Origin of the sequence: Streptomyces sp. NPDC008079, assembly GCF_042957385.1 — a bacterium.
Classification (GTDB): domain Bacteria; phylum Actinomycetota; class Actinomycetes; order Streptomycetales; family Streptomycetaceae; genus Actinacidiphila.
In genome coordinates, this window is the sequence record NZ_JBIBIC010000022.1 from 48426 (window position 1) to 69936 (window position 21511).

Consider the following 21511-nt stretch of genomic DNA (forward strand, 5'->3'; position numbering starts at 1 on the left):
GCCGCCCGCGCGTCGCCGCGCACCCCGCCGGTGGCCGCCGCGCGTGCCGCTGCCCCGGTCGGTACGGCGTTCCCCGCACCGGTCCGCGGGCGGCTCAGCCGTCCTGGTCCTCCAGCACGGCGAGATCCTCGGGCGCGGGACCGTTGCCGACGGCGCGGCGGCGTACGACCGTGAAAGCGGCGGCTGCCGAGCCGGTGAAGGCGGCGGCCACCACCCACGGGCGGTTCAGGACATGGCCGGTCAGATGGTCCAGAGAGTAGCGGCCGGGTCCCGTGACACCCAAAGCGGCGGCGCAGAAGCCGAGGAAGGCGGGGTACTCGTAGCCGCCGGACGTGTTGAAGAAACCGGCGGGGGCGTGGACGGAGACCGCGCCCGCCATGGCGCCGGCCGCCGCCGCGCCCGCGGCCGGGGTGGCGATCCCCAGGGCCAGCAGCAGCCCGCCGCCCGCCTCGCCGAGCCCGGCCGCGACGGCGCTCGCCCGCTCCGGCTTGAAGCCCATCTGCTCCATGGCCGCCGAGGTGCCGTCGATCCCGCCGCCGCCGAACCAGCCGAAGAGCTTCTGCGCGCCGTGCGCGAAGAGCACCCCGCCGGTCCCCGCGCGCAACGCCAGCAGTCCGATGTCCTTGCGGTGCGCGAGTGCCATGACCGGGTCCTCTCCTGGTGCCGGGCCCCGGTACCGGTCCGACTCCGGACCGCCGGGCTGCTCCCAGTCTTCGCGGACCCCACCGGATGCCGCCGCTCCTGGCGGTCCGTCCGGGCTACACGGCTGACACGGGCCTCGCGGCTCGTCCGGACGCCACCGCTCGTCCGGACGCCATCGCTCGGACGGACACCGGCGCCCGTACAGAGACCACCGCCGTCGCAGACGTCACCGCGCGCTCAGGGCAGCCGGTTCCACGCGGTCAGCACATGGCGGCCGTGTTCCAGGCCGAGTCGGCTGACGGTGCCGGTGGCGAGCTGGAACAGGGCGCCGTCGGCCGGGGGCAGCCCCAGTCTGCGCGCGGTCAGCACCCGCAGGAAGTGGGCGTGCGCGACCAGCACCACATCGCCGCCGTCGCTGTTGGTGAACGCCGCGTCGGCGAGGGCCAGCACCCGGTCGGCCCGCTCGCCGACCTGTTCCGCCGTTTCCCCCGGATGGCCCTCGGGGCCCTCGGGGACCCCGTCGGTCCACAGATCCCAGGAGGGACGGGTGCGGTGGATGTCACGGGTGGTGACGCCCTCGTAGCCGCCGTAGTCCCACTCGCACAGGTGGGCGTCGACCCGTGTGCGCTCGAGCCCGGCCAGCTTCGCGGTGTCCCGCGCGCGCCGCATGGGGCTGGTGATCACGGTGGAGATGTGCCTGCTGGCCAGCATCGGAGCCAGTGTCCTGGCCTGCTCCTCGCCGTTCGGGGTGAGGGGCAGATCGGTGTAGCTGGTGTGCTGGCCGGTCAGCGTCCACTCGGTCTCGCCGTGACGGATCAGTACCAGTTCGCCCATCGGTACACCTCCCGCGGCGCCCCTCGGCGCCCCGAAGTGATCATACGTCCGCCCGGTCCCGTCAGTAGGATGACGGCCTGGCCACCCCTTCTCCGCGCGTGACCCGGATGTGTGAACACCGACATGTGAGTACAGATGTGTGTGCACAGACGTGTGCACACCACCGCGTGATTCAGACAGCAGCCCAGGAGCCGGTATGAACGACGCTGCCCGTACCTACGACGTGATCGTCATCGGAGCCGGACCGGTCGGTGAGAATCTCGCCGACCGCACGCAGGCCGCAGGGCTCAGCACGGTCGTTGTGGAGAGCGAGCTGGTCGGCGGCGAGTGCTCCTACTGGGCGTGCATGCCGAGCAAGGCACTGCTGCGCCCGGTGGTCGCCCGCGCCGACGCGAGCCGGCTGCCGGGGCTGGCCCGCGCGGTCGCGGGACCGCTGGACGCCGCTGACGTCCTCGCCCGCCGCGACGAGTTCACCTCGCACTGGAAGGACGACGGCCAGGTGGGCTGGCTGGAGTCGGTCGGCGTCGATCTCGTACGCGGCCAGGGCCGCCTGGACGGTCCCAAGCAGGTCGCGGTGCTGACGCCGGAGGGCGAGACCGTACGGCTGACCGCGCGGCACGCCGTCGCCGTCTGCACCGGCACCTCCGCCGCGCTGCCCAAGCTGCCGGGCATCGCCGACATCAACCCGTGGACCAGCCGTGAGGCGACCAGCGCCAAGGAGGTCCCCGGCCGCCTGGTCGTGGTCGGCGGCGGTGTGGTGGCCGTCGAGATGGCGACCGCCTGGCAGGCGCTCGGCTCGCGGGTGACCATGCTCGTGCGCGGCGACCGCCTGCTGGAGCGCATGGAGCCCTTCGTCGGCGAACTGGTCACCGAGGGCCTGCGCGAGGCGGGCGTGGAGGTGCACTTCGGTACGAACGTGCCGATCGTCGAGCGCGACGGCGCGGACGGCGAGGTACGGGTCGGCCTGGAGGGCGGCCAGCGGGTCGTCGCCGACGAGATCCTCTTCGCCACCGGCCGCTCGCCGCGCACCGGCGACCTCGGGCTGGAGACGGTCGGCCTGCGCCCCGGGGACTGGCTGGGCGTGGACGTCACCTGCCGGGTCACCGGCGTGCCGGACGGCTGGCTCTACGCGGCGGGCGACGTCAACCACCGCGCGCTCCTCACCCACCAGGGCAAGTACCAGGCCAGGATCGCCGGGGCCGTGATCGCCGCTCGCGCCAAGGGCGAGCCGGTCGACGACGCGCCCTGGGGTCCGCACGCCGCCACCGCCGACGCCGCCGCCGTGCCGCAGGTGGTCTTCACCGACCCCGAGGCGGCCTCCGTGGGCCTCACGGCGAGCGAGGCGGAGCGCGCCGGACACCGGACCAAGGTCGTGGACTACGACCTCGGCCAGGTCGCGGGCGCCTCTCTCTACGCCGACGGCTACCGGGGCAAGGCCCGCATGGTCGTGGACCTCGACCGGGGCATCCTGCTCGGCGTCACCTTCGTCGGCCCCGGCGTCGGCGAACTCCTGCACTCCGCGACGGTCGCCGTCGCGGGCGAGGTGCCCATCGAGCGGCTGTGGCACGCGGTCCCGGCGTACCCGACGATCAGTGAGGTGTGGCTGCGCCTGCTGGAGGAGTACCGGGGCTGACCGCGGTCATGGCCGCGGCGGATGTGCCCTGACGTTTGTCAGGAGCGGCGCGGACGGGGGCCTTCCTAATGGTGCGCCACCGTGACGGCCGTCGACCCCGGCTCGTATCTGGCCTCGCACCACGGGCCGAGCTACGGCTCCGGTCAGACCGGGCGGCGCTACTACAACGGCGAGGAGAGGGAACTCGCCTGCTGGACGACCGGTGACGGCGACGCCGACGGGCACGGCGACCGCTACTGGTTCATGCTCGACTTCGACGGCGACAGCGGCTACGTCAACGACTGGTATCTGACGACCGGTTCCGCCGCCCAGTGGCAGCCGCACGTCCCGCACTGCTGACTGACGCATCCACAGAAGTGTTCAGCGTGCGGCGAGTTCGGCGTAGAGAGCCGAAGGGTCGGCGGCGAGGCCGGCCTTGACCTGACGGCTGGTGTCGTCGGCCAGCACCTCGTACAGCCCGGCCTCGACGCCGTCGAGCGCGATGCGCGCGATCTTGGCGGGGTCCGACTTGGGGGCGTCGACGCCCGCGGCCATGTCGGTGTCCATGTAGCCGACGTGCAGGCCGGTGACGAGGGTGCCCTGGCCGTGCAGCGCCAGGCGGGTGGCGTTGGTCAGGGACCACTCGGCGGACTTGGCGGCCGAGTAGACGGCGCTGCCCGGCGTGGTGAACCAAGACAGAGCCGACAACACGTTGAGCACCGCGCCGCCGCCGTTGCGGGCCAGGACCGGCGCGAAGGCGCGGCTGACGGCGAGCGTGCCGAAGACGTGGGTCTCGAACTCGTTCCGGACGACGTCCATCTCGCTGGTGAGCAGGTCCACCCCGTTCGACGCGCCCGCGTTGTTGATCAGCAGGGTGACGTCACCGGCCGCCTCGGCCGCCGCCCGTACCGACTCGGGGTCGGTGATTTCCAGCGCGAGCGGTACGGCGCCCGGCACGGTGACCGAGGCCGGGTTGCGGGCGGCGGCGTAGACCTTGGCCGCGCCCCCGTCGAGCAGGGCCTGGACGAACTTCTCGCCGAGGCCGCGGTTGCCTCCGGTGACGAGGGCGACAGCGCCGTTGATCTGCATGGGAGTGCCTTTCGGGAGGAGAGCGGTCCGTGGCCGGTACGCGCGCGGCCCGGGGGGTCGCGTGCGGTTCGCACGGATGCGGCCGACCATGGAAACCGATCGGTTTCCCCAACCGTATACCGATCGGTTTCCGATGCCAAGCCGGAGCGGTAACCTCGGGGTATGACCACGACACAGAAGTCCGGCGCTACGGAGAAGTCCGGCACGCGCGACCGCCTGCTCGACGCCGCGGCCGGGCTCTTCTACCGGGAAGGCGTCGGCACCGGCATCGACGCGCTGTGCAAGGCCGCCGGGGTGTCCAAGCGCTCGATGTACCAGCTCTTCGCGAGCAAGGACGAGGTGCTGGCCGCCGCGCTCGACCGGCAGGGGCCGCCCGTCGAGGCCCGGCTGCTGCCGCCGCCCGGCGCGCCCGCGGCGCCGCGCGACCGCGTCCTGTACGTCTTCGAGCGGCTGGAGGAGACCGCCGCCTCGGCCGACTACCGCGGCTGCCCCTTCCTCGCCACGCAGGTCGAGCTGAAGGACCCGGAGCACCCGGCGAGCGTCGTGGCCCGCCGCAACAAGCAGGTGCTCACCGACTTCTTCCGCGCCGAGGCCGCGCGCGGCGGGGCCGCCGACCCCGCACTGCTGGCCCGCCAGCTCACGCTGGTCTTCGACGGCGCCAGCGCCCGCGCCGGGATCAAGGCGGAGGTCCTGGACGGCCTGGCGCTGAGCACGGCCGTCGCCGTCCTGGACGCGGCGGGCCTGACGGCTCCTCGGGCCTGACAGTGCGGAGGGTCTGACGGTGAGGCGGATCACGACTGGCCCCTTCGGCAGCTGGCACGCACCCCCGTCGCGTTGCCGGAATGCCCGGATAGCTCCGCTGCGCGGGCATCCCGGTGCGTTGCGCTCAGGGGTCCCCCGGACGGAGTCCGGGGGAGCACCGGGCACCGCCTGGACCGCCCATGATCCGCCGGACAGGACCTAGTCGGGCAGTGCCACCTCCGCGAGCCTGCCGCTCGCCACGTCGAACACGAAGCCGCGCACCGCGTCGGTGTGCGGGATGAACGGGCTGTTCCTGATCCGGGCCGCGGACTGGCGGACGTCGGTCTCCAGATCGGTGAACGCCTCGGCCGCCCACGGCGGTTTGATGCCCGTCTCCTCGCGGATCGACTCGCGGAAGGCGTCGTCGCCGAAGGTGAGCATGCCGCAGTCGGTGTGGTGGATCAGCACGATCTCCCGTGTGCCCAGCAGCCGCTGACTGATCGCCAGCGAACGGATCGCGTCGTCGGTGGCCACCCCGCCCGCGTTGCGGATCACATGCGAGTCGCCCTCGGCGAGACCGAGCGCCCCGTACACATTGAGCCGGGCGTCCATGCACGCCAGAACCGCCGTGTGCCGGGCGGGCGGCAGCGGCAGCGGACCCTCGAAGGCCGCCGCGTACGCCGTGTTGTTCTCCAGATAGCCGTCGGTGGCGGTGGGGTGGTCGGTCATGGGAGCCTCCTGATCGCGCTGAGCGGTGACGTCATGCGTGACGTCATACGGGTGAGGTCATGCGGTCCGCCGCCAGGCGTCCGCCAGCAACTCGTGGGAACGGACCCGGTCCCGGTGGTCGTGGGTGATGGTGGTGACCAGCAACTCATCGGCGCCCGTGGCCTGTTGGAGCACCCGCAGCCGGTCCGCGACACTTTCGGGTGTGCCGGTGAACTGGGTGCGCACCCGGTCCTCGACCAGCGCCCGCTCGTCCGCCGTCCACGAGTGGACCGCGGCCTCCTCCGGACTCGGGAAGGGGATCGCGCCCTGACCCGAGCGGATGCTGTGCACCCACAGCGCGTACGGCGACGCCAAGTGCCGCGCGGTGGCGTCGTCCTCGGCGACCACGACATCGGCCGAGACCAGCACATGCGGCTCGTCGAGCGTGGCGGAGGGCACGAACGCCTTGCGGTACGCGTCCACCGCTTCGAGGACGGCGGCCGGACTCACGTGGTAATTCGCCGCGAAGGGCAGGCCGAGCGCGCCCGCCGCCTGCGCGCTCGCCCCGCCGCTGCTGCCCAGCACCCACACCTGGAGATCGGCGCCCTCGCCGGGCACCGCGTGCGCGTCGAGTCCCTCCGGGGTCCGGTAGTCCCCGCGCAGCAGCCCGAGGATCTGGTCGAGCTGGTCGCGGTACTCGGGCAGTTCGGCCCCCGGGTACTGCACGAGCTGCGTGTAGCGGGTCAGCAGCGGAGAGCCGATCAGCCGGCTGAAGTCGTACGGCGCGGGGATCAGCAGCCCCTCCGGTGTGTACCGGGCCTCGGTGCGGCGCGGCGCCGGGGGAGCGGCGGGCGCGCCGCCGGACGCGGACGGCTTACGGAATCCGGTACGGCCGAGGCCCAGGTCGATCCGGCCCGGGTACAGCGCGTCGAGCAGCCCGAACTCCTCGACCACCGACAGCGGTGTGCGGTGCCCGAGCTGCACCGCGCCCGCGCCCACCCGGATTCGTGCGGTCGCCGCCGCCACGAGCTGGATCACCAGCGCGGGCGACACCCCGGCGACCCCGGTCGTCAGATGGTGCTCGGCCAGCCAGTAGCGCGCGTATCCGGCGGCCTCCGCGCGCTGTGCCAGGTCCACGGTGTTGCGCAGCGCCTGCGCGGCGGTGGAGCCCGAACTGATCGGCGACAGGTCGAGAATCGACAGCGGCACCGACGCCGAGTTCGAGGAAGCCGAAGAGGCGGAAGGGTCCGGGGAACTCGAAGGGTCCGACGGACGTGAGGGGTTCGATGAGCCGGAAGCTGCGGGAACGCTCATGCGGCGTCGCCCTCCTTTGCGATGGTGCCTGCGCCGACGGTGTCCTTACGCGGAGAGGCCGTGTTCACCGGCCCCCAGTCCCACGGCGGATCGGGTATCTCCGCGCGGAGCACGGGCGCGACCTCGGACTGGAAACGCTCCAGCGACGTACGGTGCTCGGCCTCGCCGAGCCCGCTCGCGTCCGCGTGCAGATGCAGCACGGTGTGCCCGAACTCCTCGTGATAGCGGTGCACTTTCTCGATCACCTGCTGCGGGCTGCCGATCAGCGCCGAACTGCGCTCCACGAAGTCCTCCAGCGTCCCGAAGACCACCGGCAGGCCCACCTCCTTCTGGAACGCCAGATTGCTCTCGAAGATCGGCCGGTAGACCTCCAGCGCCTCCTGCGAGGTGCGGGCCACGTACAACCCCGCGGAACCCGCGCCCACCGCGATGTCCGCCGGATCGTGCCCGTAGTGCTCCCAGCGCTCCCGGTAGTAGCGGATCAACTCGGCATACGGCTCGATGGGGTTGGTGACATTCGCCGAGAACAGCGGATCGCCGTAGCGGGCGGCGAGGTCCACGGACTCCTTGCTGGTCGCGCTGCCGTGCCAGACCCGGATCGGCCGCTGGTACGGCCGCGGCCAGACCTCCGCGTCCTTCAGCTCGGGGCGGAAGCGGGTCCGCGCGGTCACCTTGTCCTGCCGCCAGATCTGCCGGAACACCTCGTAGCTCTCGGCGTTGCGGTCCCACTGGTCCTCGGGCGTGACGTGGAACAGCTCGCGCTGCGCCGTGCCGTTGCCCTTACCGATGATCAGGTCCAGGCGGCCCTCGGAGAGATGGTCGAGCGTCGCGTAGTCCTCGTACGCCCTGACCGGGTCCAGCAGGCTCAGCGTGGTGACCGCGGTGAAGAGCCGGATGCGCCGGGTGATCGCCGCGACATGGCTGAGCACCACCGTCGGCGAGGAGGAGATGAACGGCCGCTCGTGCCGCTCTCCCACCCCGAACCCGTCGAAGCCCAACTCCTCGGCGAGCACCGCGTTGTCGAGGACTTCCCTGAAGCGCTCATGAGTGGACTTCAGGACGCCGGTGACCGGGTCGGGCCGGTGCACGATCAGCGTGATGGCGAGGAACTTCATGCCACCGACTCCCGTACGTCCGCGGCGTCGCCCCCGGCGTCCGGGTGGGCCAGGCCGAGGTGGTCCCGCAGCGTGCCGCCCTCGTACTCGGTGCGGAACACACCGCGTTCCTGGAGCAGCGGCACGACGGTGTCGGCGAAGACGTCGAGACCGCCGGGGGTGATGTGCGGGACGAGGATGAAACCGTCGCTCGCGTCGGCCTGCACAAAGGAGTTGATGGTCTCCGCGACCGTCGTGGGGGAGCCGACGAACGACTGGCGGTTGCCGGTCTCGATGACCAGGTCGCGGATGGACCACTTGTTGGCCGCCGCCAGCTCCCGCCACTCGCGGGCGGTCGCCAACGGGTCGCGGTACATCCGGACTTGAGCCCGGCCGCGGGCGATGGTGTGCTCGCCGAGATCCGGGTCGATCTCGGGCAGCGGGCCCTCCGGGTCGTACCCGGACAGGTCGCGGTTCCAGACGAATTCCAGGTGCTTGATCGCGGTGGCACCGCTGACCTGCGCGCGGCGCACCTCGCGGGACAGCTCCTCCGCCTCGGCGTCGGTGTCGCCGAGCACGAAGGTGGCGGCGGGCAGGATCAGCAACTGGTCCGCCCGGCGGCCGTGCCGGGCCAGGCGCCCCTTGACGTCCGTGTAGAACTCCCGCCCCTCCTTGAGAGTGCTGTACCGGCTGAAGATCGCGTCCGCGCTCGACGCGGCGAATTCGCGTCCCTCTTCCGAGTCCCCCGCCTGGAAGATCACCGGGCGGCCCTGCGGGCTGCGCGGGACGTTGAACTGCCCCTGGATGTCGAAGTGCTGGCCCTTGTGGACGAAGGCCCCGGCCCGCGCGTCCCGCAGGAACGTCCCGGTCTCCCGGTCGGCGACGATCTCGTCGCCGTGCCAGGAGTCGAACAGCTCATTGGCGGTGGCCAGGAACTCCCGCGCCCTGGAGTACCGCTCGTCCTGCGGAAGGAAGCCGCCGCGCCGGAAGTTCTCCCCCGTGAAGGCGTCCCAGGAGGTGACGACGTTCCACGCGGCGCGGCCCGCGGACAGGTGGTCGAGGCTGGCGAACTGCCGGGCCACCTCGTACGGCTCGTTGAACGTCGAGTTGATCGTGCCGGTCAGGCCGATCCGCTCGGTCACCGCGGCCAGCGCGGCGAGCACGGTGAAGGTGTCCGGGCGGCCGACGACGTCCAAGTCGTAGATATGGCCGCCCTGTTCGCGCAGCCGCAGGCCCTCGGCGAGGAAGAGGAAGTCGAACTTGGCCCGCTCCGCGGTGCGCGCGAAGTGGGCGAAGGAGCTGAACTCGATGTGGCTGCCCGCGGCCGGGTCGCTCCACACGGTGGTGTTGTTGACTCCGGGGAAGTGGGCCGCGAGATGGATCTGCTTCAGGGGCTTGCTCATGACGGTCGGATCCTCCGGCTCAGGCGCTGGTGGTGGCGTAGCGGTTCGCGGGGCGCGCGAGCCCCAGCAGGCCGCGGAGCGTGCCGGCCTCGTACGCGCGCCGGAAGGCGCCGCGCGCCTGCAACTCGGGCACCAGGCCGCGGGTGATCGCGGGCAGGTCGTGGCCGAGCGCCGCCGGCCGCAGCCGGTAACCGGTCAGCCCGGCGTCCTGCCACTCCAGCAGCAGGTCGGCCAGTTCGGCGGGCGTCCCGGCGAAGACGGTCGCGTCGCTGGTGTACGGCTGGTCGAGCAGCGCGTCCAGCCGGTCCCTGCGGGCCTCGGCCGCAGCGCGGTCGGTGTCGAGGAAGACCACCAGATCGCCGAAGACATGGACCGGTTCGGCCTCCCGGCCCGCGGCCCGCTGCTCGGCGCGGATCTCCGCGACGATCGCCGCCGCCTGCCCCGCGTCGTGCGGGGTCACATAGCCGATGTCCGCGGCGCGCCCCACCAGCCGGTACGGCACGGTCGCGTGCGCGAGCGCGGTCACCGGCGGCTGGCCCTGCGGCGGGCGCGGTGTGATCGAGGGGCCCTTGACGCCGAAGTGGCGGCCCTGGAAGTCGATGTAATGGAGCTTGTCGCGGTCCACGAAACGGCCGGTGGCCACGTCCCGGATCTCCGCGTCGTCCTCCCAGCTATCCCACAGCCGCCGCAGCACCTCGACGTAGTCCGCGGCCTCGTCGAAGAGGTCGGTGACCAGGTCCTGGACGTGCGGCTGGTCGTACTCCTCGATGCGGAACGCCGGGAATTCGCGGCGGCCGAAGTGCGCGGCCTCGTGCTGTCGGGCGGAGATCTGGATGCGCAGCCCGGCCCGGCCGCCGCTCACGTAGTCCAGGGTGGCGATGGCCTTGGACAGGTGGAACGGCTCGGTGTGCGTGGCGATCAGGGTCGGCACCAGACCGATGTGGCTGGTCAGCGGGGCGACCCTGGACGCGATGAGCACGGCGTCCAGCCGGCCGCGCACCTGGTCGGTGCGCTCGTCGGGGTCGCCGTACCCGGTCGACTGGAGCCCGAGGGAGTCCTCGATGGTGACGAAGTCCAGCAGGCCGCGCTCGGCCTCGGTCACGGCGTCCGCCCAGTAGGCGGCGTCGAACAGTTCGCCGGGTCGCGCGTCCGGCTCCCGCCACGCGGCCGGGTGCCAGCCCGCGCCGTCCAGGGCGACCGCGAGGTGCAGCGGCGGACGGGCGGCGGACGCCGACGGAGCGGACGAAGGTGATGAAGCGGGCTCGGGGGAGGCGGAGGAGGACAGGGATGACGGGTGTGCGGACACGGCGAAGTGCCTTCCTGATCGACCGGAGGAGGACACGGCCGCCCCATGGCGGTCGCGTCGGCGGGGTCAGATCAGGCGCAACAGAGCGCGCCGGCGACGCGCTGGAGATCGATGTGCTGGCGCCCGTACAGATGCACGACGGGTCCGCGCGGGACGAGGGTGCGCACGTCGGCGCGGTCGAAGTCCGCTCGCAATGTCGTCACCCCCGTCCGGGCGGTACGGCCGGGGGCCGTACCGGAGTCGCGCTTGCGGGTCCGGTCGGGACCCGCCTGGTTGTCACCTGGAGCACCCCGCCGCGAGGGAGGGTTGCCGGTCAGCCAGCCAGGGCTTGTCGCTGACACTCATCACCTGAATTCGACGCTATCTCGCGGATACCGTCCCGCGCAATGGCGTCCGTCACCGGTGTCCGTCACCGGCGTTCATTCGCCCGCGCCGCCGGTGCCTTCCGCGTCGCCGTCGCCGCCCGGCACCCGTACGCCCCGGAAGTGCGTGGTGCGGCGCAGCGCGAAGCCGATCGACTCGTAGAGCCGGATGGCGTTGACGTTGCTGCCCGCCGCGTGCAGGAACGGGCGGTCGCCCCGGCCGCGGATCCCGGCCGCCGTGTGCCGCACCAGCCGGGACGCCAGGCCCTGGCCGCGGAACGCGTCGTCGGTGCACACGGCGCTGATCTCGGTCCAGCCGTCGAGCCGCAGCCGCTCACCGGCCATGGCCACGAGCTTTCCGTCGCGGCGGATGCCGTAGTAGGCGCCCAGCTCGATGGTGCGCTGCCTGAACGGACCCGGCTTGGTCCGCTCGACCAGGTCCAGCATCTCCGGTACGTCCGCAGGGCCGAGCGGGCGCGCCTCCGGATCGGCCTCGTCCAGCAGCGCGTCGGTCCCGACGAGCTGCACGCCCTCGGCTCCCCACTCGCTGCGCCACCCGTCGGGCGTGGCCGGGACGCCGGCCAGCGCGAAGGTCGCGCCGGGACCCATGAGGGCGGCGAGGTCCGCCCACGCGGCCGGATCGGCGGGGTTGGCGAGCGCCACGAAGGGCGAGACGTCCTCCGGGTAGCGCGCGGCGGAGCCGACGATCTGCGCGAGATGGCGGTGCGCCCCGGTCAGCGCGGCCCAGGCGGGGTTGTCCAGAGGGTGCGGCGACGCGGGAAAGATCTGGTCGCCGGTCGGTCCGGGGTTCTGGGGCTGCTGCTGCGGGTGCTGAAGGCTGGTCGACATGGTCGCCGTGACTCTCCGTTCTGCTGTCGTACGGCGCGTCGCCGTCACTGCGCTGTCGCCGGGCGGTAGGGGCGGCCGATCGCGAACCGTCCTGACCCCGGACGGCCGTCCACGAGGTCGGCGGCGATTTCGCCGACCACTGATGCGAACTTGAATCCGTGCCCGGAAAATCCCGCGAGGACGGTGAAAGGTCCCACACGGTCGATCACGAAGTCATGATCGGGGGTCGTGGTGTACAAGCAGGTCACCGGGGTGGGCCGGGTGTGATCGACACCGGGCAGCCACCGGGCGGCGTACTCCTGGAGCCTGCCGAGGACCACGGGATCGGGCGTGCGGTCCCGGTCGTCCGGGTCCACGACCGGGCCGATCCCGTGGAATCCGGCCTTCACCCCGTCGGCGCTGCCGAGGCCGTACACGCCCGCGGCCTCGTCGATACCGGCCCCGCCGTGGTGGATGAAGGCGGGCCAGTCCGGCGCGTCGGGGGCGGGGAAGTGCACCGGCTGCTCCTGGGTGACGCGCAGCGGCGGCGGGCCCTCGGTGACCTGGCCGAGCGTGCGGGCCGCCCAGCCGCCGACGGCCACGACCACGGCGTCCGCGGCGATCACCTCGTCCCGCGCCGTGACCACCTCGGCGCCCGAGCCGCGCCGCCGCAGCGCGCCGACCTTGACGCCGTGCCGTACGGTCGCGCCCTTGGCCCGCGCGGCCTGCTGGAAGGCGGCCACCGCGTCGTCGGCGTGCAGCCGCCCGGCCTCGGGGTGGAACAGCGCGGTGGTGTCCGCGACGAGCCCCGGCCAGCGCTCGGCGGCGGCCCGCGCGGTCAGCTCCTGGCTGGGCCGCCCGGCCCCGCGCAGCGCGTCCCGCAGCGCCGCGACGGCCCGCGCGGGCCCGTGGTCGACGGCCCCGGTCAGGGTCAGTACGGTGCTGCCCGTCTCGTCCTGGAGCCGCCGCCACAGCGGAAGCGCCCGTACGGCGAGGCCGACGTAGAACGGATCGGCGTACGCGAGCCGGAAGATCCGGGAGCTGCCGTGCGAGCTGCCCCGGTCGTGGCCGGGCGCGAACTGTTCGAGCAGCGTGACCTCGGCGCCGCGCGAGGCGAGGTGCCAGGCCGCGGACGAGCCCATGGCCCCGCCTCCGACGACGACGACTTTCCTGCGTGTCATGGCGGTCGACTTCCTTTCGGTCGGTGCGGGGCCGTGCCGCGGCCGGTACGGGGTCAGGAGTTGGTCAGCGGCAGCCCCGGCGGGTTGACCAGCGAGGCGGGCACCGCTTCGTTGGCCAGATTCCACGCGGCGAGCCACTGCGCGTACTGACCATTCTTGATCAGGTGGTTGATCGCGTCGGCGAGGGGCTTGGCCAGGCCGCTGTCCTTCTTCGCCGTGGCGCAGATCAGCCCTTGCAGGGACGCCCCGGCGCCGGAGAACTTGCCCGCGCTGCGGGTGGCGTTCGGCGAGCCCGCGGTCTGCGTGCCGTGGTAGGCGATGCTCGGGTTGGGCGCGAAGTAGGCGTCGATCCGGCCGGAGTTGAGCGCCAGATAGGTGCTGTTGGAGTCCTGGAAGTACTTGATCGTGAGCTTCTTGCCGTCGGCCTTCAGCTCGCTCTGCCACTTCAGCAGGATCTTCTCCTGGTTGGTGCCCGCGCCGACCGCGACGGTCTTGCCCGCCAGGCTGCGGTAGGTGCCGTCGAAGTTCCAGGTGTCGCTCTTCTTCACCTCGAAGCCGAGGTTGTCCTGCCGGTAGCTGGCGAAGTCGTACTTCTCCTTGCGCTGCTCGGTGTCGGTGATGTTGGAGAAGCCGACATCGGTCTTGCCGCTGTCGATGCCGACGAAGAGGTTGTCCCAGGTGGCGTTGGACAGCACGGGCTTGAGGCCGAAGACGGCGGCGATCAGCCGGCCGAGGTCGGGCTCGGAACCGGTGATGGTCTTCTGGTCCGCGCCGACGTAGCCGATCGGCGGCGAGCCGGCGGGCAGGAAGCCCAGGCCGATGACGAGTTGCTTGCTGTCGAGCACGGACTTGGGCAGCTCGGCGCGGATGGCGGCGACCTCAGGGACGGTGAGCGTGATCTCCTTGGCGGCGCCGTTGGACTGCGCGCCGACCACGACGGTGCCCTTGGCGTCCGCGGCTGCCGGTGCCGCGGCGTCCGAGCCGCTGTCGCTGCCGCAGGCGGCGAGGCCGAAGGTGAGGGCGGCGACGGCGATGCCCGCGGCGACGCGTCTGGTGGCGGTGGTACGGATGTCGGGCATGGTGAACCTCGCTGATGGTGAGCGGATGTGCGGGGGGTGACGTATCGGGCGCCCGCGGGCTGGCGGCCGTCGCTGTGGAAGGCGCCTGTGTCCGCGCCTTGGCCCGCGGCGTACGGGGGTTCGGAGGAGGGTTCAGAGGACCTTGCTGAGGAATTCGCGGGTCCTGGGGTGCCGGGGGTTGTCCAACACCTGGTCGGGCGGGCCCTGTTCGACGATCCGGCCGCCGTCCAGGAAGACGACGGTGTCGGCGACCTCGCGGGCGAAGCCGATCTCGTGCGTGACGACGATCAGCGTCGTACCGCTGGTGGCGAGATCCCTGATGACGGCCAGTACCTCGCCGACGAGTTCGGGGTCGAGCGCCGAGGTCGGCTCGTCGAAGAGGATGACGCCGGGTTCGAGGGCCAGCGCGCGGGCGATGGCCACCCGCTGCTGCTGGCCGCCGGAGAGCTGCCGGGGATAGGCGTCGACCTTGTCGGCGAGCCCGACCCGGCCGAGCAGCGCGCGGGCCAGTTCCTCCGCCTCGGCCCTGGTCTTCTGCCGGGCCGCGACCGGCGCGGCGGCCACGTTGTCCAGCACGCTGAGGTGCGGGAAGAGGTTGAAGCCCTGGAAGACGAAGCCGATCCGGCGGCGCTGGGCGAGGATCGCCCGCTCGCTGATCTCCTTGAGCCGGCCGCGGTGGTGCCGTACGCCGATCGGCTCGCCGTTGAGGCTGACGTAGCCGATGTCCAGCTTCTCCAGGTGGTTGATCGCCCGCAGCAGCGTCGACTTGCCGGAGCCCGACGGGCCGAGGATCACCGTCACCTGTCCGGGCTGCACGGTCAGATCGACACCGGAGAGCACCTGGTGCGTGCCGTACCACTTGTGCGCGTCGTGGACGGTCACGGCGGCGGGGCGCGCGGTCACCGCGGTGACCAACGTGTCGGCGGGGACGCGGTCGGCGCTCATGCGATCGATCCGATCTCGGCGCGCGCCCGCAGATCGCGCACTGCCGTACGCAGCCGTTGCAACGGCGTCGGCGGTACGGTCCGCAGCGCGCCGCGTGAGAAGTACCGCTCGACGTAGAACTGGACCACCGAGACGACGCTGGTCAGGATCACGTACCAGACGGTCGCCACCAGCAGCAGCGGGACGACGTCGCCCGGATACGTACTGCCCATGCTCTCCACCTTGCCGAAGAGGTCGAGCAGGGAGACGTAGAAGACCAGCGAGGTGCTCTTGATCAGCCCGATCAACTGGTTGACGTACGAGGGCACGATCGCCCGCAGCGCCTGCGGGAAGACGATCCGGGTGAACTGGTAGCCGCGCGGCAGGCCGAGCGCGGCGGCGGCCTCGTGCTGTCCCTGGTCCACCGAGAGCACTCCGGCGCGCACCACTTCGGCGGCGTAGGCGGCCTCGTTGAGGCTGATGCCGACCACGGCCACCACCATGTCGGTGGCCAGCCGCGACTCGTCGAAGTGCACGAAGCCGGGACCGAAGGGCACGCCCAGACTCAATGTGGCGTACAGCGAGGAGAAGTTGAACAGGAACAGGAGGATGACGATCAGCGGCACCGAGCGGAACAGCCAGATGTAGATCCAGCTCACCGAGCGCAGCACCGGGCTCCTGGACAGTCGGCACAGGGCGAGCAGGATGCCGCCGAGCAGTCCGAACAGGGCGCTCCAGGCGGCGACTTGGAGCGTGACCAGCAGCCCGTCCAGGATCACCGGCCGCAGGAACCAGTAGCGGAAGCGGTCCCACTGGAAGAAGGGGTTGGTGACCAGGCCGTGCGTGATCTGCGCGACGAGCACCAGGGCGACGGCGGTCAGCGCCCAGCGCCAGGGATGCCGCAGCGGGACGACGCGCTGCGCCGACCGGCCGACGCGTCTGTCGTCGGCGGGCGGGGTGCGCGGCGGCGGTGGAGCAGGGGTGGTGACGGTGTCGGTCGTGCCTTCCGGCACGGCGGTGTCGGTCGCGCCCGCGGGCACGGCGGGGCGTGGTGGCTCGCTCATCGGGGAACTCCAGCGCGAAGGGAGACGTCGGCAGCCGCCCCATGAGAAGGGGCGGTGGAGTGCGCGGGGGCCCGATGTGACGACGCGTCAGAAGCGTGCGGCGGGCCCGGGATTCAGCGTCGACACAGAGCGCTGCTGACACGCAGCAGGTCGATGTGCCGGTTGCGGTACGCGTCGTCCCGGAGATGACGGCGCCAGGCGGCGGCCGTCCTCGTAGCTGCGTACACCCTGGTCACCTCCCCTTGTGCCGGCCCGTAGGGGCCTCGCGTCGTGAGTCCGGGCCGGACAGCGGTCCGGCCTGGGCGTAAGTCAGCCAGGTGGCGCGTGCCACGTCAATGAACGCGTTGTGAATTCCGCCAGGTGGGACGCGCGGTCCGCCGACCGCCACGCACAAATCCCCGCGTCCCCCGGCGGTCGGCCGGGACGGGACACGGGGATCGGCGGGGAGGGGGTCTTCCGCGGGATCGGCGGGGGACGCGGTCTTCTACGCGATCAGCGGGGACGGGCCGGGGCTCGTGGGATCAGCGCGCGGGCACGCCGGTCATTCGGCGGTCAGCCAGACGCAGGTGTCGGAGGGCAGCAGGCCGTCCTCCAGCGGGCCGCTGGCCAGCAGCACCCGGAGCCCGGCGGGGAGCGCGACCGGCTCGGCGGACAGGTTGACCAGGCACTGGAAGCCGCCGTCCCGGCGGAAGGCCACCGTGCCGGGACCCGCGTCCACCCACTCCAGCGTCTCCGGCAGCCACCGGAGGTACTCCCCGCGCAGCGCGAGACCGGCCCGGTACAGGGCGAGCACGGAGTGCGGATCGCCCTGCTGGGCCGCGACGGACCGCCCCGACCATTCGGCGGGCTGCGGCAGCCACGGACCGGCGCTCGCGCCGTCCGGCGAGAAGCCCAGCGAGACCGGCTCCGCCGACCACGGCAGCGGCACCCGGCAGCCGTCCCGGCCGCGGTCGCGGCCCCCGGAGCGGGCATACGTCGGGTCCTGGATCAGGTGGTCGGGTATGTCCTCGACCTCGGCGAGGCCCAGCTCGTCGCCCTGGTAGACGTACACACCGCCCGGCAGGGCCAGCGTGAGCAGCGCCGCGGCGCGGGCCCTGCGGCGGCCGAGGACGGTGTCGCTCGGCGAGCCGAGCCGCTTGTCGCCCATGTCGAAGGACGTGTCCTCGCGGCCGTACCGCGTCACGTGCCGGATCGTGTCGTGGTTGGACAGCACCCAGGTGGGCGGCGCGCCCACCAGCCGGTGCGAGGCGAGCGTGGCGTCGATGACCTCGCGCAGGCGGGCCGCGTCCCAAGCGCAGCACAGGAACTCGAAGTTGAAGGCGGAGTGCAGCTCGTCGGGGCGCAGATAGCGGGCGAACTGCTCGGGCGTGGGCAGCCACACCTCGCCGACGAACACCCGCTCGCCGGGCGCCCCGCCGGGCCGGGGGCTGCGCGCGTAGCCGTCCGCGATCTTCCGCCAGTCGCGGTAGATCTCGTGCACCGCGTCGCAGTCCTGGTAGGGAAGGTCGGTGACGTCCGGGTCTCGGCCGACGTCGGGCAGCCCCGGCTTCTTGGCCAGACCGTGCGCCACGTCGATCCGGAAGCCGTCCACGCCGCGCTCCAGCCAGAACCGCAGGATGCTCTCGAACTCCGCCCGCACCTGCGGGTGTTCCCAGTTCAGATCGGGCTGCTCGGGCGCGAACATGTGCAGGTACCAGGGGCCGGGCGTGCCGTCCGCCTCGGTGATCCGGGTCCAGGCGGCGCCGCCGAAGTACGACTGCCAGTCGTTGGGCGGGAGTTCGCCGTCCGCGCCCCGGCCCGGCAGGAACCAGAAACGCTCCCGCTCGGCCGCGTCCGGACCCGCCGCCAACGCGGCCCGGAACCAGGGGTGCTGGTCGGACGCGTGGTTGGGCACCAGATCCACGATGACCCGCAGGTCCTGCTCGTGCGCCTCGACGATGAGCCGCTCCGCCTCGGCGAGCGTCCCGAACATCGGGTCGATGTCACGGTAGTCGGCGACGTCGTAGCCGCCGTCGGCCATCGGGGAGACGTACCAGGGGTTGAACCAGAGCGCGTCGACCCCGAGATCCCGCAGGTAGGGGAGGCGCTCGCGGACCCCGGCGAGGTCTCCCATGCCGTCACCGTTGCCGTCGGCGAAGCTGCGCAGATAGATCTGGTAGATCGCGGCGTGCCGCCACCAGGCGGGTGCGGTGGGGGAGGCGGGCAGTGTCACGGGAGTCTCCTTGACGGTCGTGGAGAGCCAGGGCCCGGAGGGCCGCAGGGCATGCGCGGGGGCCGGTCCGCCCCGTCAGGGGTGCGGGGCGGACCGGGGTGTGCGGGGGCGTTACCAGCCGGTGTTGCCGGAGCCCCGGTTGATGGTGAAGGTCCCGGTGGTGCTGAGCCCGCCGGAGGCCGCGCCACTGACCGTGACGCCGCCGAAGGTGCCGGAGCCCTTCGAGTCGATCTCCAGGCCGTACGCGCCGGCCGTCTGGATCTTGACGTTGTTCAACGTCAGCCCGGTGACGGTCTTCTGATACGAGATCAGAACCGCGCTGTAGGTGCTGTCGGTGATGTCGAGGTCCTTGACCACGACGGGCGCCGTGATGTCGGAGCCGTCGGCGTAGATCCACAGCGCGCCGAGCTTGCTCTGCCAGTTCGGCTCGTAGCCGCCGGTGCGCAGCAGGGTGTTGCGCGCGACGGTGGTGGTGCCGCTGAACGGGACCGGCGCGGGATTGAAGTTGCGGGTGCTGACCGCGATGCCCGAGGCCCCGGTCACCGTGTCGGCGACGACGCTGTCCACGATCCGGTTGCCGTTGCCGCCGTAGATCGCGGCGGCGTTCGCCAGCAGCGGCATCTGCACGGTGTCGAAGCGGAAGGCGCAGTTGGTGACCGCGCTCGCCTCGGAGTACATCGCGAGACCGTCGTCCCCGGTGTTGCGAACGCTGGTGTTCCACACCTCGGTGTTCGCGGTGCCCTTGTGCAGATTGACGCCGTCGGCGGCGGTGTCGCGGATTCGCAGGCCGCCCACGTACAGGCCGTTGGTCGGCGCGTCGATCCACAGGCCGACCTTGGTGTGCTCGATCCACACGTCCTGGATGGTCGAGCCGTTGCCGAAGTCGCCCTCGATCGCGGCGTCGAAATTCGCGTCGTCGCGGTACGACACGTCACCGGAGATCGTCAGGTCCTGGACGGTGTTGGTGCCGCCCTGCCCGAAGAGCCCGCCCTTGCCGTTGAGGCCCTGGAGCACGGTGGCCCACTCGCCCGCGCCGCGCAGCGCGACCCCGGTCAGATTGACGTGCCCGGAGATGTTGTACGTGCCCGCGGGCAGCCACAGGCCCTTGCCCTGCGACTTGGCCGTCGCCACCGCGTTGTTGAGCGCCGAGGTGTCGTCGCTCCCGTCGTTCGGGGTGACGCCGAGCGTCGTCGCGGAGACGAAGCCGGTCGCGGGCATGGCCTGGTCCGCGGCGACCTGCTCGGTCTCCATCAGGTCCAGGGTGTACGAGGCGGCGGTGCTGCCCGCGTCCTTCTGGAGCTTGAGCACCGTCCCGGCCGGGAAGTCCCCGATCTTGAACCGCGACTCGTCGAAGAAGTGGTGCGCCGAGCCCTGCGAGGGGTCGTTGTTGTACGGGTAACCGCCGTACACCCAGGCGTACTTCGACGACAGGTCGAGGTCGCGGACCTTGCTGCCGTTGGCGTAGAGGCTGAGCTGCGCCGAGGTGGCGGTGCCCGCCGCGTTGTCCGGGATCGAGTAGCGCAGCGTCATCGCGTTGGCGGGCTTGGTCAGGGTGAACTGCACATACTGGCCGGTGCTGTTGAGCACCACCGCCTTCCGTCCCGACGCCTCGGACGCCACCGTCAGATAGGTGCGGTCGGGGCCGATCGTGCTCGCGTTGGTGGTGCCGCTCTCCGCCTCGTAGGACGTGTACGGCACCGTGGCGCCGCGCGTGGCGTTGGCGACCGAGCCGGTCACCGCGACGCCGTCGATGTCGGGCGCGCCCGAGTCACCGGATTCGGTGCGCAGCGTCAGCGTGTTGAGCCCGGCCCGCAGCGGCGCGCTGACCGTGGCCGTCGACCACGCCCCGCCCGTACCCGGCAGCGCGACCTGCGCCACCTTCAGCCCGTTGGCCGTCAGCGTGATCGACGCGCCGGAACCGCTCCCGGTCCGGTACGCGACCGCCACCGGATAGCTCGCCGCGCCGGGCGCGCTGACGGCGAAGACCACCCGCGCGCCCTGCGCGCCGAAGCCCGTCAGATACCCGCTGCCGCTGAACCCCGAGGCGGTCGTGACCACGCTCGGCCCGCCCGAAAAGTACGCGTCCTCCGCCTGGTGCGTGAGCGAACCGGCCGGGGGTGTGGTGGGCGGCGTCGTGGGAGGTGTGGTCGGCGGCGTCGTACTCGTCGTCGGTGTCGTCACCACGACGTTGTCCAGGTTCACGTTGCCGCTGTCGGCGGTGGTGAAGGTGAGCGCGATGGTGTTGGTGCCCGCTGTGTAGGTGATGGCCTGGTCGGTGGTGGTCCAGGTGTCCCAGTTGGCGGTGGCGGGGAGGCTGATCTGGCGGATCTTGGCGCCGTTGACGTAGAGGCTGAGTGTCATGGTGGCGGTGGTGCCGTTGGCGTAACGGATCCTGACGCTTCCGGCGCCTGCGACGGCCGAGCTGACCGTGAAGCCGGTCGAGGCCGTGCCCTTGTTGGCGTCGGTGTAGCCGCTGACGAATCCGCTGCCCGTGTAGCCGGTGTGGTCACTGCTGACGACGGCCCCGCCGCTCAACGACGCGGACTCCGCCTCCAGTTGACCGGTCGCGGCGGGCGGTGTGGTGCTGCCGCTGGGCGTCGTCGCGGTGATGTTGTCGACGTTCACGTTGCCGCTGTCGGCGGTGGTGAAGGTCAGGGCGATGGTGTTGGTGCCCGCTGTGTAGGTGATGGCCTGGTCGGTGGTGGTCCAGGTGTCCCAGTTGGCGGTGGCGGGGAGGCTGATCTGGCGGATCTTGGCGCCGTTGACGTAGAGGCTGAGTGTCATGGTGGCGGTGGTGCCGTTGGCGTAACGGATGGTGACGCTTCCGGCGCCTGCGACGGCCGAGCTGACCGTGAAGCCGGTCGAGGCCGTGCCCTTGTTGGCGTCGGTGTAGCCGCCGACGAAACCGTTGCCCGTGTAGCCGGTGTGGTCGGTGGCGACGACCGCGCCGCCGGACAGCGTCGCGGACTCCGCCTCGACGACCGTGGTCGCGGCGTGCGCCGACGGCGACGCCTGCCAGACCAGCAGTGCGATCAGCACCGCGAGCACCGCGGGCAGCACCGCCGCGAGCGTTCTGGCGCGGTGGGTTGGGGCGCTTGGAGACATGGGTGATCCTTCC

The 21511-nt window shown here is 72.0% G+C and carries 19 protein-coding genes and 1 riboswitch; of the genes, 3 read left to right on the forward strand and 16 right to left on the reverse strand.

The features are described 5' to 3' along the window. Positions 1–94: 94 nt before the first annotated feature. Positions 95–643 (reverse strand): DoxX family protein, encoded by a 549-nt coding sequence (locus ACFZAM_RS32365; RefSeq protein ID WP_355335630.1) that lies wholly within the window; start codon positions 641–643, stop codon positions 95–97. Between the two features lie 236 nt (positions 644–879). Beyond that, positions 880–1476, reverse strand: a complete 597-nt coding sequence (locus ACFZAM_RS32370) for a histidine phosphatase family protein (protein WP_391051170.1) — start codon at positions 1474–1476, stop codon at positions 880–882. Between the two features lie 196 nt (positions 1477–1672). On the opposite strand from ACFZAM_RS32370, the gene ACFZAM_RS32375 reads away from it, so the two are divergent. Then, entirely contained in the window at positions 1673–3109 is a 1437-nt protein-coding gene (locus ACFZAM_RS32375; protein ID WP_391051172.1) for an FAD-dependent oxidoreductase, read from the forward strand. Positions 3110–3190: 81 nt separating this feature from the next. Then, the gene (locus tag ACFZAM_RS32380; protein ID WP_391051174.1) at positions 3191–3448 is read left to right on the forward strand and encodes a hypothetical protein; all 258 of its coding nucleotides are present in this window, start codon (positions 3191–3193) and stop codon (positions 3446–3448) included. A 21-nt stretch (positions 3449–3469) separates the two neighbouring features. Here ACFZAM_RS32380 and ACFZAM_RS32385 read toward each other — a convergent pair whose 3' ends face one another. Continuing rightward, the gene (locus ACFZAM_RS32385; protein WP_391051176.1) at positions 3470–4177 is read right to left on the reverse strand and encodes an SDR family oxidoreductase; all 708 of its coding nucleotides are present in this window, start codon (positions 4175–4177) and stop codon (positions 3470–3472) included. A 162-nt stretch (positions 4178–4339) separates the two neighbouring features. Here ACFZAM_RS32385 and ACFZAM_RS32390 point away from each other — a divergent pair, with 162 nt between their 5' ends. Continuing rightward, positions 4340–4939, forward strand: a complete 600-nt coding sequence (locus ACFZAM_RS32390; RefSeq protein ID WP_391051178.1) for a TetR family transcriptional regulator — start codon at positions 4340–4342, stop codon at positions 4937–4939. Positions 4940–5137: 198 nt separating this feature from the next. On the opposite strand, the gene ACFZAM_RS32395 is transcribed toward ACFZAM_RS32390, so the two are convergent. From ACFZAM_RS32395 to ACFZAM_RS32455, 13 genes are all read right to left on the reverse strand, one after another. Continuing rightward, positions 5138–5647, reverse strand: coding sequence for a carbonic anhydrase (locus tag ACFZAM_RS32395; protein WP_355335616.1), 510 nt, complete (start codon positions 5645–5647; stop codon positions 5138–5140). A gap of 57 nt (positions 5648–5704) precedes the next feature. Further along, positions 5705–6835, reverse strand: coding sequence for an LLM class flavin-dependent oxidoreductase (locus ACFZAM_RS32400; protein WP_391051181.1), 1131 nt, complete (start codon positions 6833–6835; stop codon positions 5705–5707). 101 nt (positions 6836–6936) lie between these two features. After that, on the reverse strand, positions 6937–8055 hold the full coding sequence (locus tag ACFZAM_RS32405; protein WP_391051183.1) for an LLM class flavin-dependent oxidoreductase: 1119 nt from the start codon (positions 8053–8055) through the stop codon (positions 6937–6939). Next, positions 8052–9437 carry an NtaA/DmoA family FMN-dependent monooxygenase gene (locus ACFZAM_RS32410; RefSeq protein WP_391051185.1) on the reverse strand — a complete coding sequence of 462 codons (1386 nt, stop codon included), beginning with the start codon at positions 9435–9437 and terminating at the stop codon, positions 8052–8054. Before ACFZAM_RS32410 ends, ACFZAM_RS32405 begins: the two co-directional genes overlap by 4 nt. Before the next feature lie 19 nt (positions 9438–9456). Further along, positions 9457–10647, reverse strand: a complete 1191-nt coding sequence (locus ACFZAM_RS32415; RefSeq protein WP_391051284.1) for an LLM class flavin-dependent oxidoreductase — start codon at positions 10645–10647, stop codon at positions 9457–9459. Positions 10648–10814: 167 nt separating this feature from the next. Further along, positions 10815–10946 carry a putative leader peptide gene (locus ACFZAM_RS32420; RefSeq protein WP_391051186.1) on the reverse strand — a complete coding sequence of 44 codons (132 nt, stop codon included), beginning with the start codon at positions 10944–10946 and terminating at the stop codon, positions 10815–10817. 34 nt (positions 10947–10980) lie between these two features. Continuing rightward, positions 10981–11092, reverse strand: a riboswitch (SAM riboswitch). Positions 11093–11162: 70 nt separating this feature from the next. Further along, positions 11163–11954: a GNAT family N-acetyltransferase gene (locus tag ACFZAM_RS32425; protein ID WP_391051188.1), complete on the reverse strand. Its 792-nt coding sequence runs from the start codon at positions 11952–11954 to the stop codon at positions 11163–11165. A 44-nt stretch (positions 11955–11998) separates the two neighbouring features. Continuing rightward, positions 11999–13114 carry an FAD-dependent oxidoreductase gene (locus ACFZAM_RS32430; protein ID WP_355335602.1) on the reverse strand — a complete coding sequence of 372 codons (1116 nt, stop codon included), beginning with the start codon at positions 13112–13114 and terminating at the stop codon, positions 11999–12001. 53 nt (positions 13115–13167) lie between these two features. Next, on the reverse strand, positions 13168–14193 hold the full coding sequence (locus tag ACFZAM_RS32435; RefSeq protein ID WP_355335599.1) for a transporter substrate-binding domain-containing protein: 1026 nt from the start codon (positions 14191–14193) through the stop codon (positions 13168–13170). Between the two features lie 132 nt (positions 14194–14325). Then, positions 14326–15138: an ATP-binding cassette domain-containing protein gene (locus tag ACFZAM_RS32440; protein ID WP_391051191.1), complete on the reverse strand. Its 813-nt coding sequence runs from the start codon at positions 15136–15138 to the stop codon at positions 14326–14328. Next, the gene (locus tag ACFZAM_RS32445) at positions 15135–16181 is read right to left on the reverse strand and encodes an amino acid ABC transporter permease (RefSeq protein ID WP_355335595.1); all 1047 of its coding nucleotides are present in this window, start codon (positions 16179–16181) and stop codon (positions 15135–15137) included. Before ACFZAM_RS32445 ends, ACFZAM_RS32440 begins: the two co-directional genes overlap by 4 nt. Before the next feature lie 541 nt (positions 16182–16722). Further along, positions 16723–18393, reverse strand: a complete 1671-nt coding sequence (locus tag ACFZAM_RS32450) for an alpha-amylase family glycosyl hydrolase (protein ID WP_391051194.1) — start codon at positions 18391–18393, stop codon at positions 16723–16725. Between the two features lie 111 nt (positions 18394–18504). Continuing rightward, entirely contained in the window at positions 18505–21498 is a 2994-nt protein-coding gene (locus ACFZAM_RS32455) for a carbohydrate-binding protein (RefSeq protein WP_391051196.1), read from the reverse strand. Positions 21499–21511 lie beyond the last annotated feature (13 nt).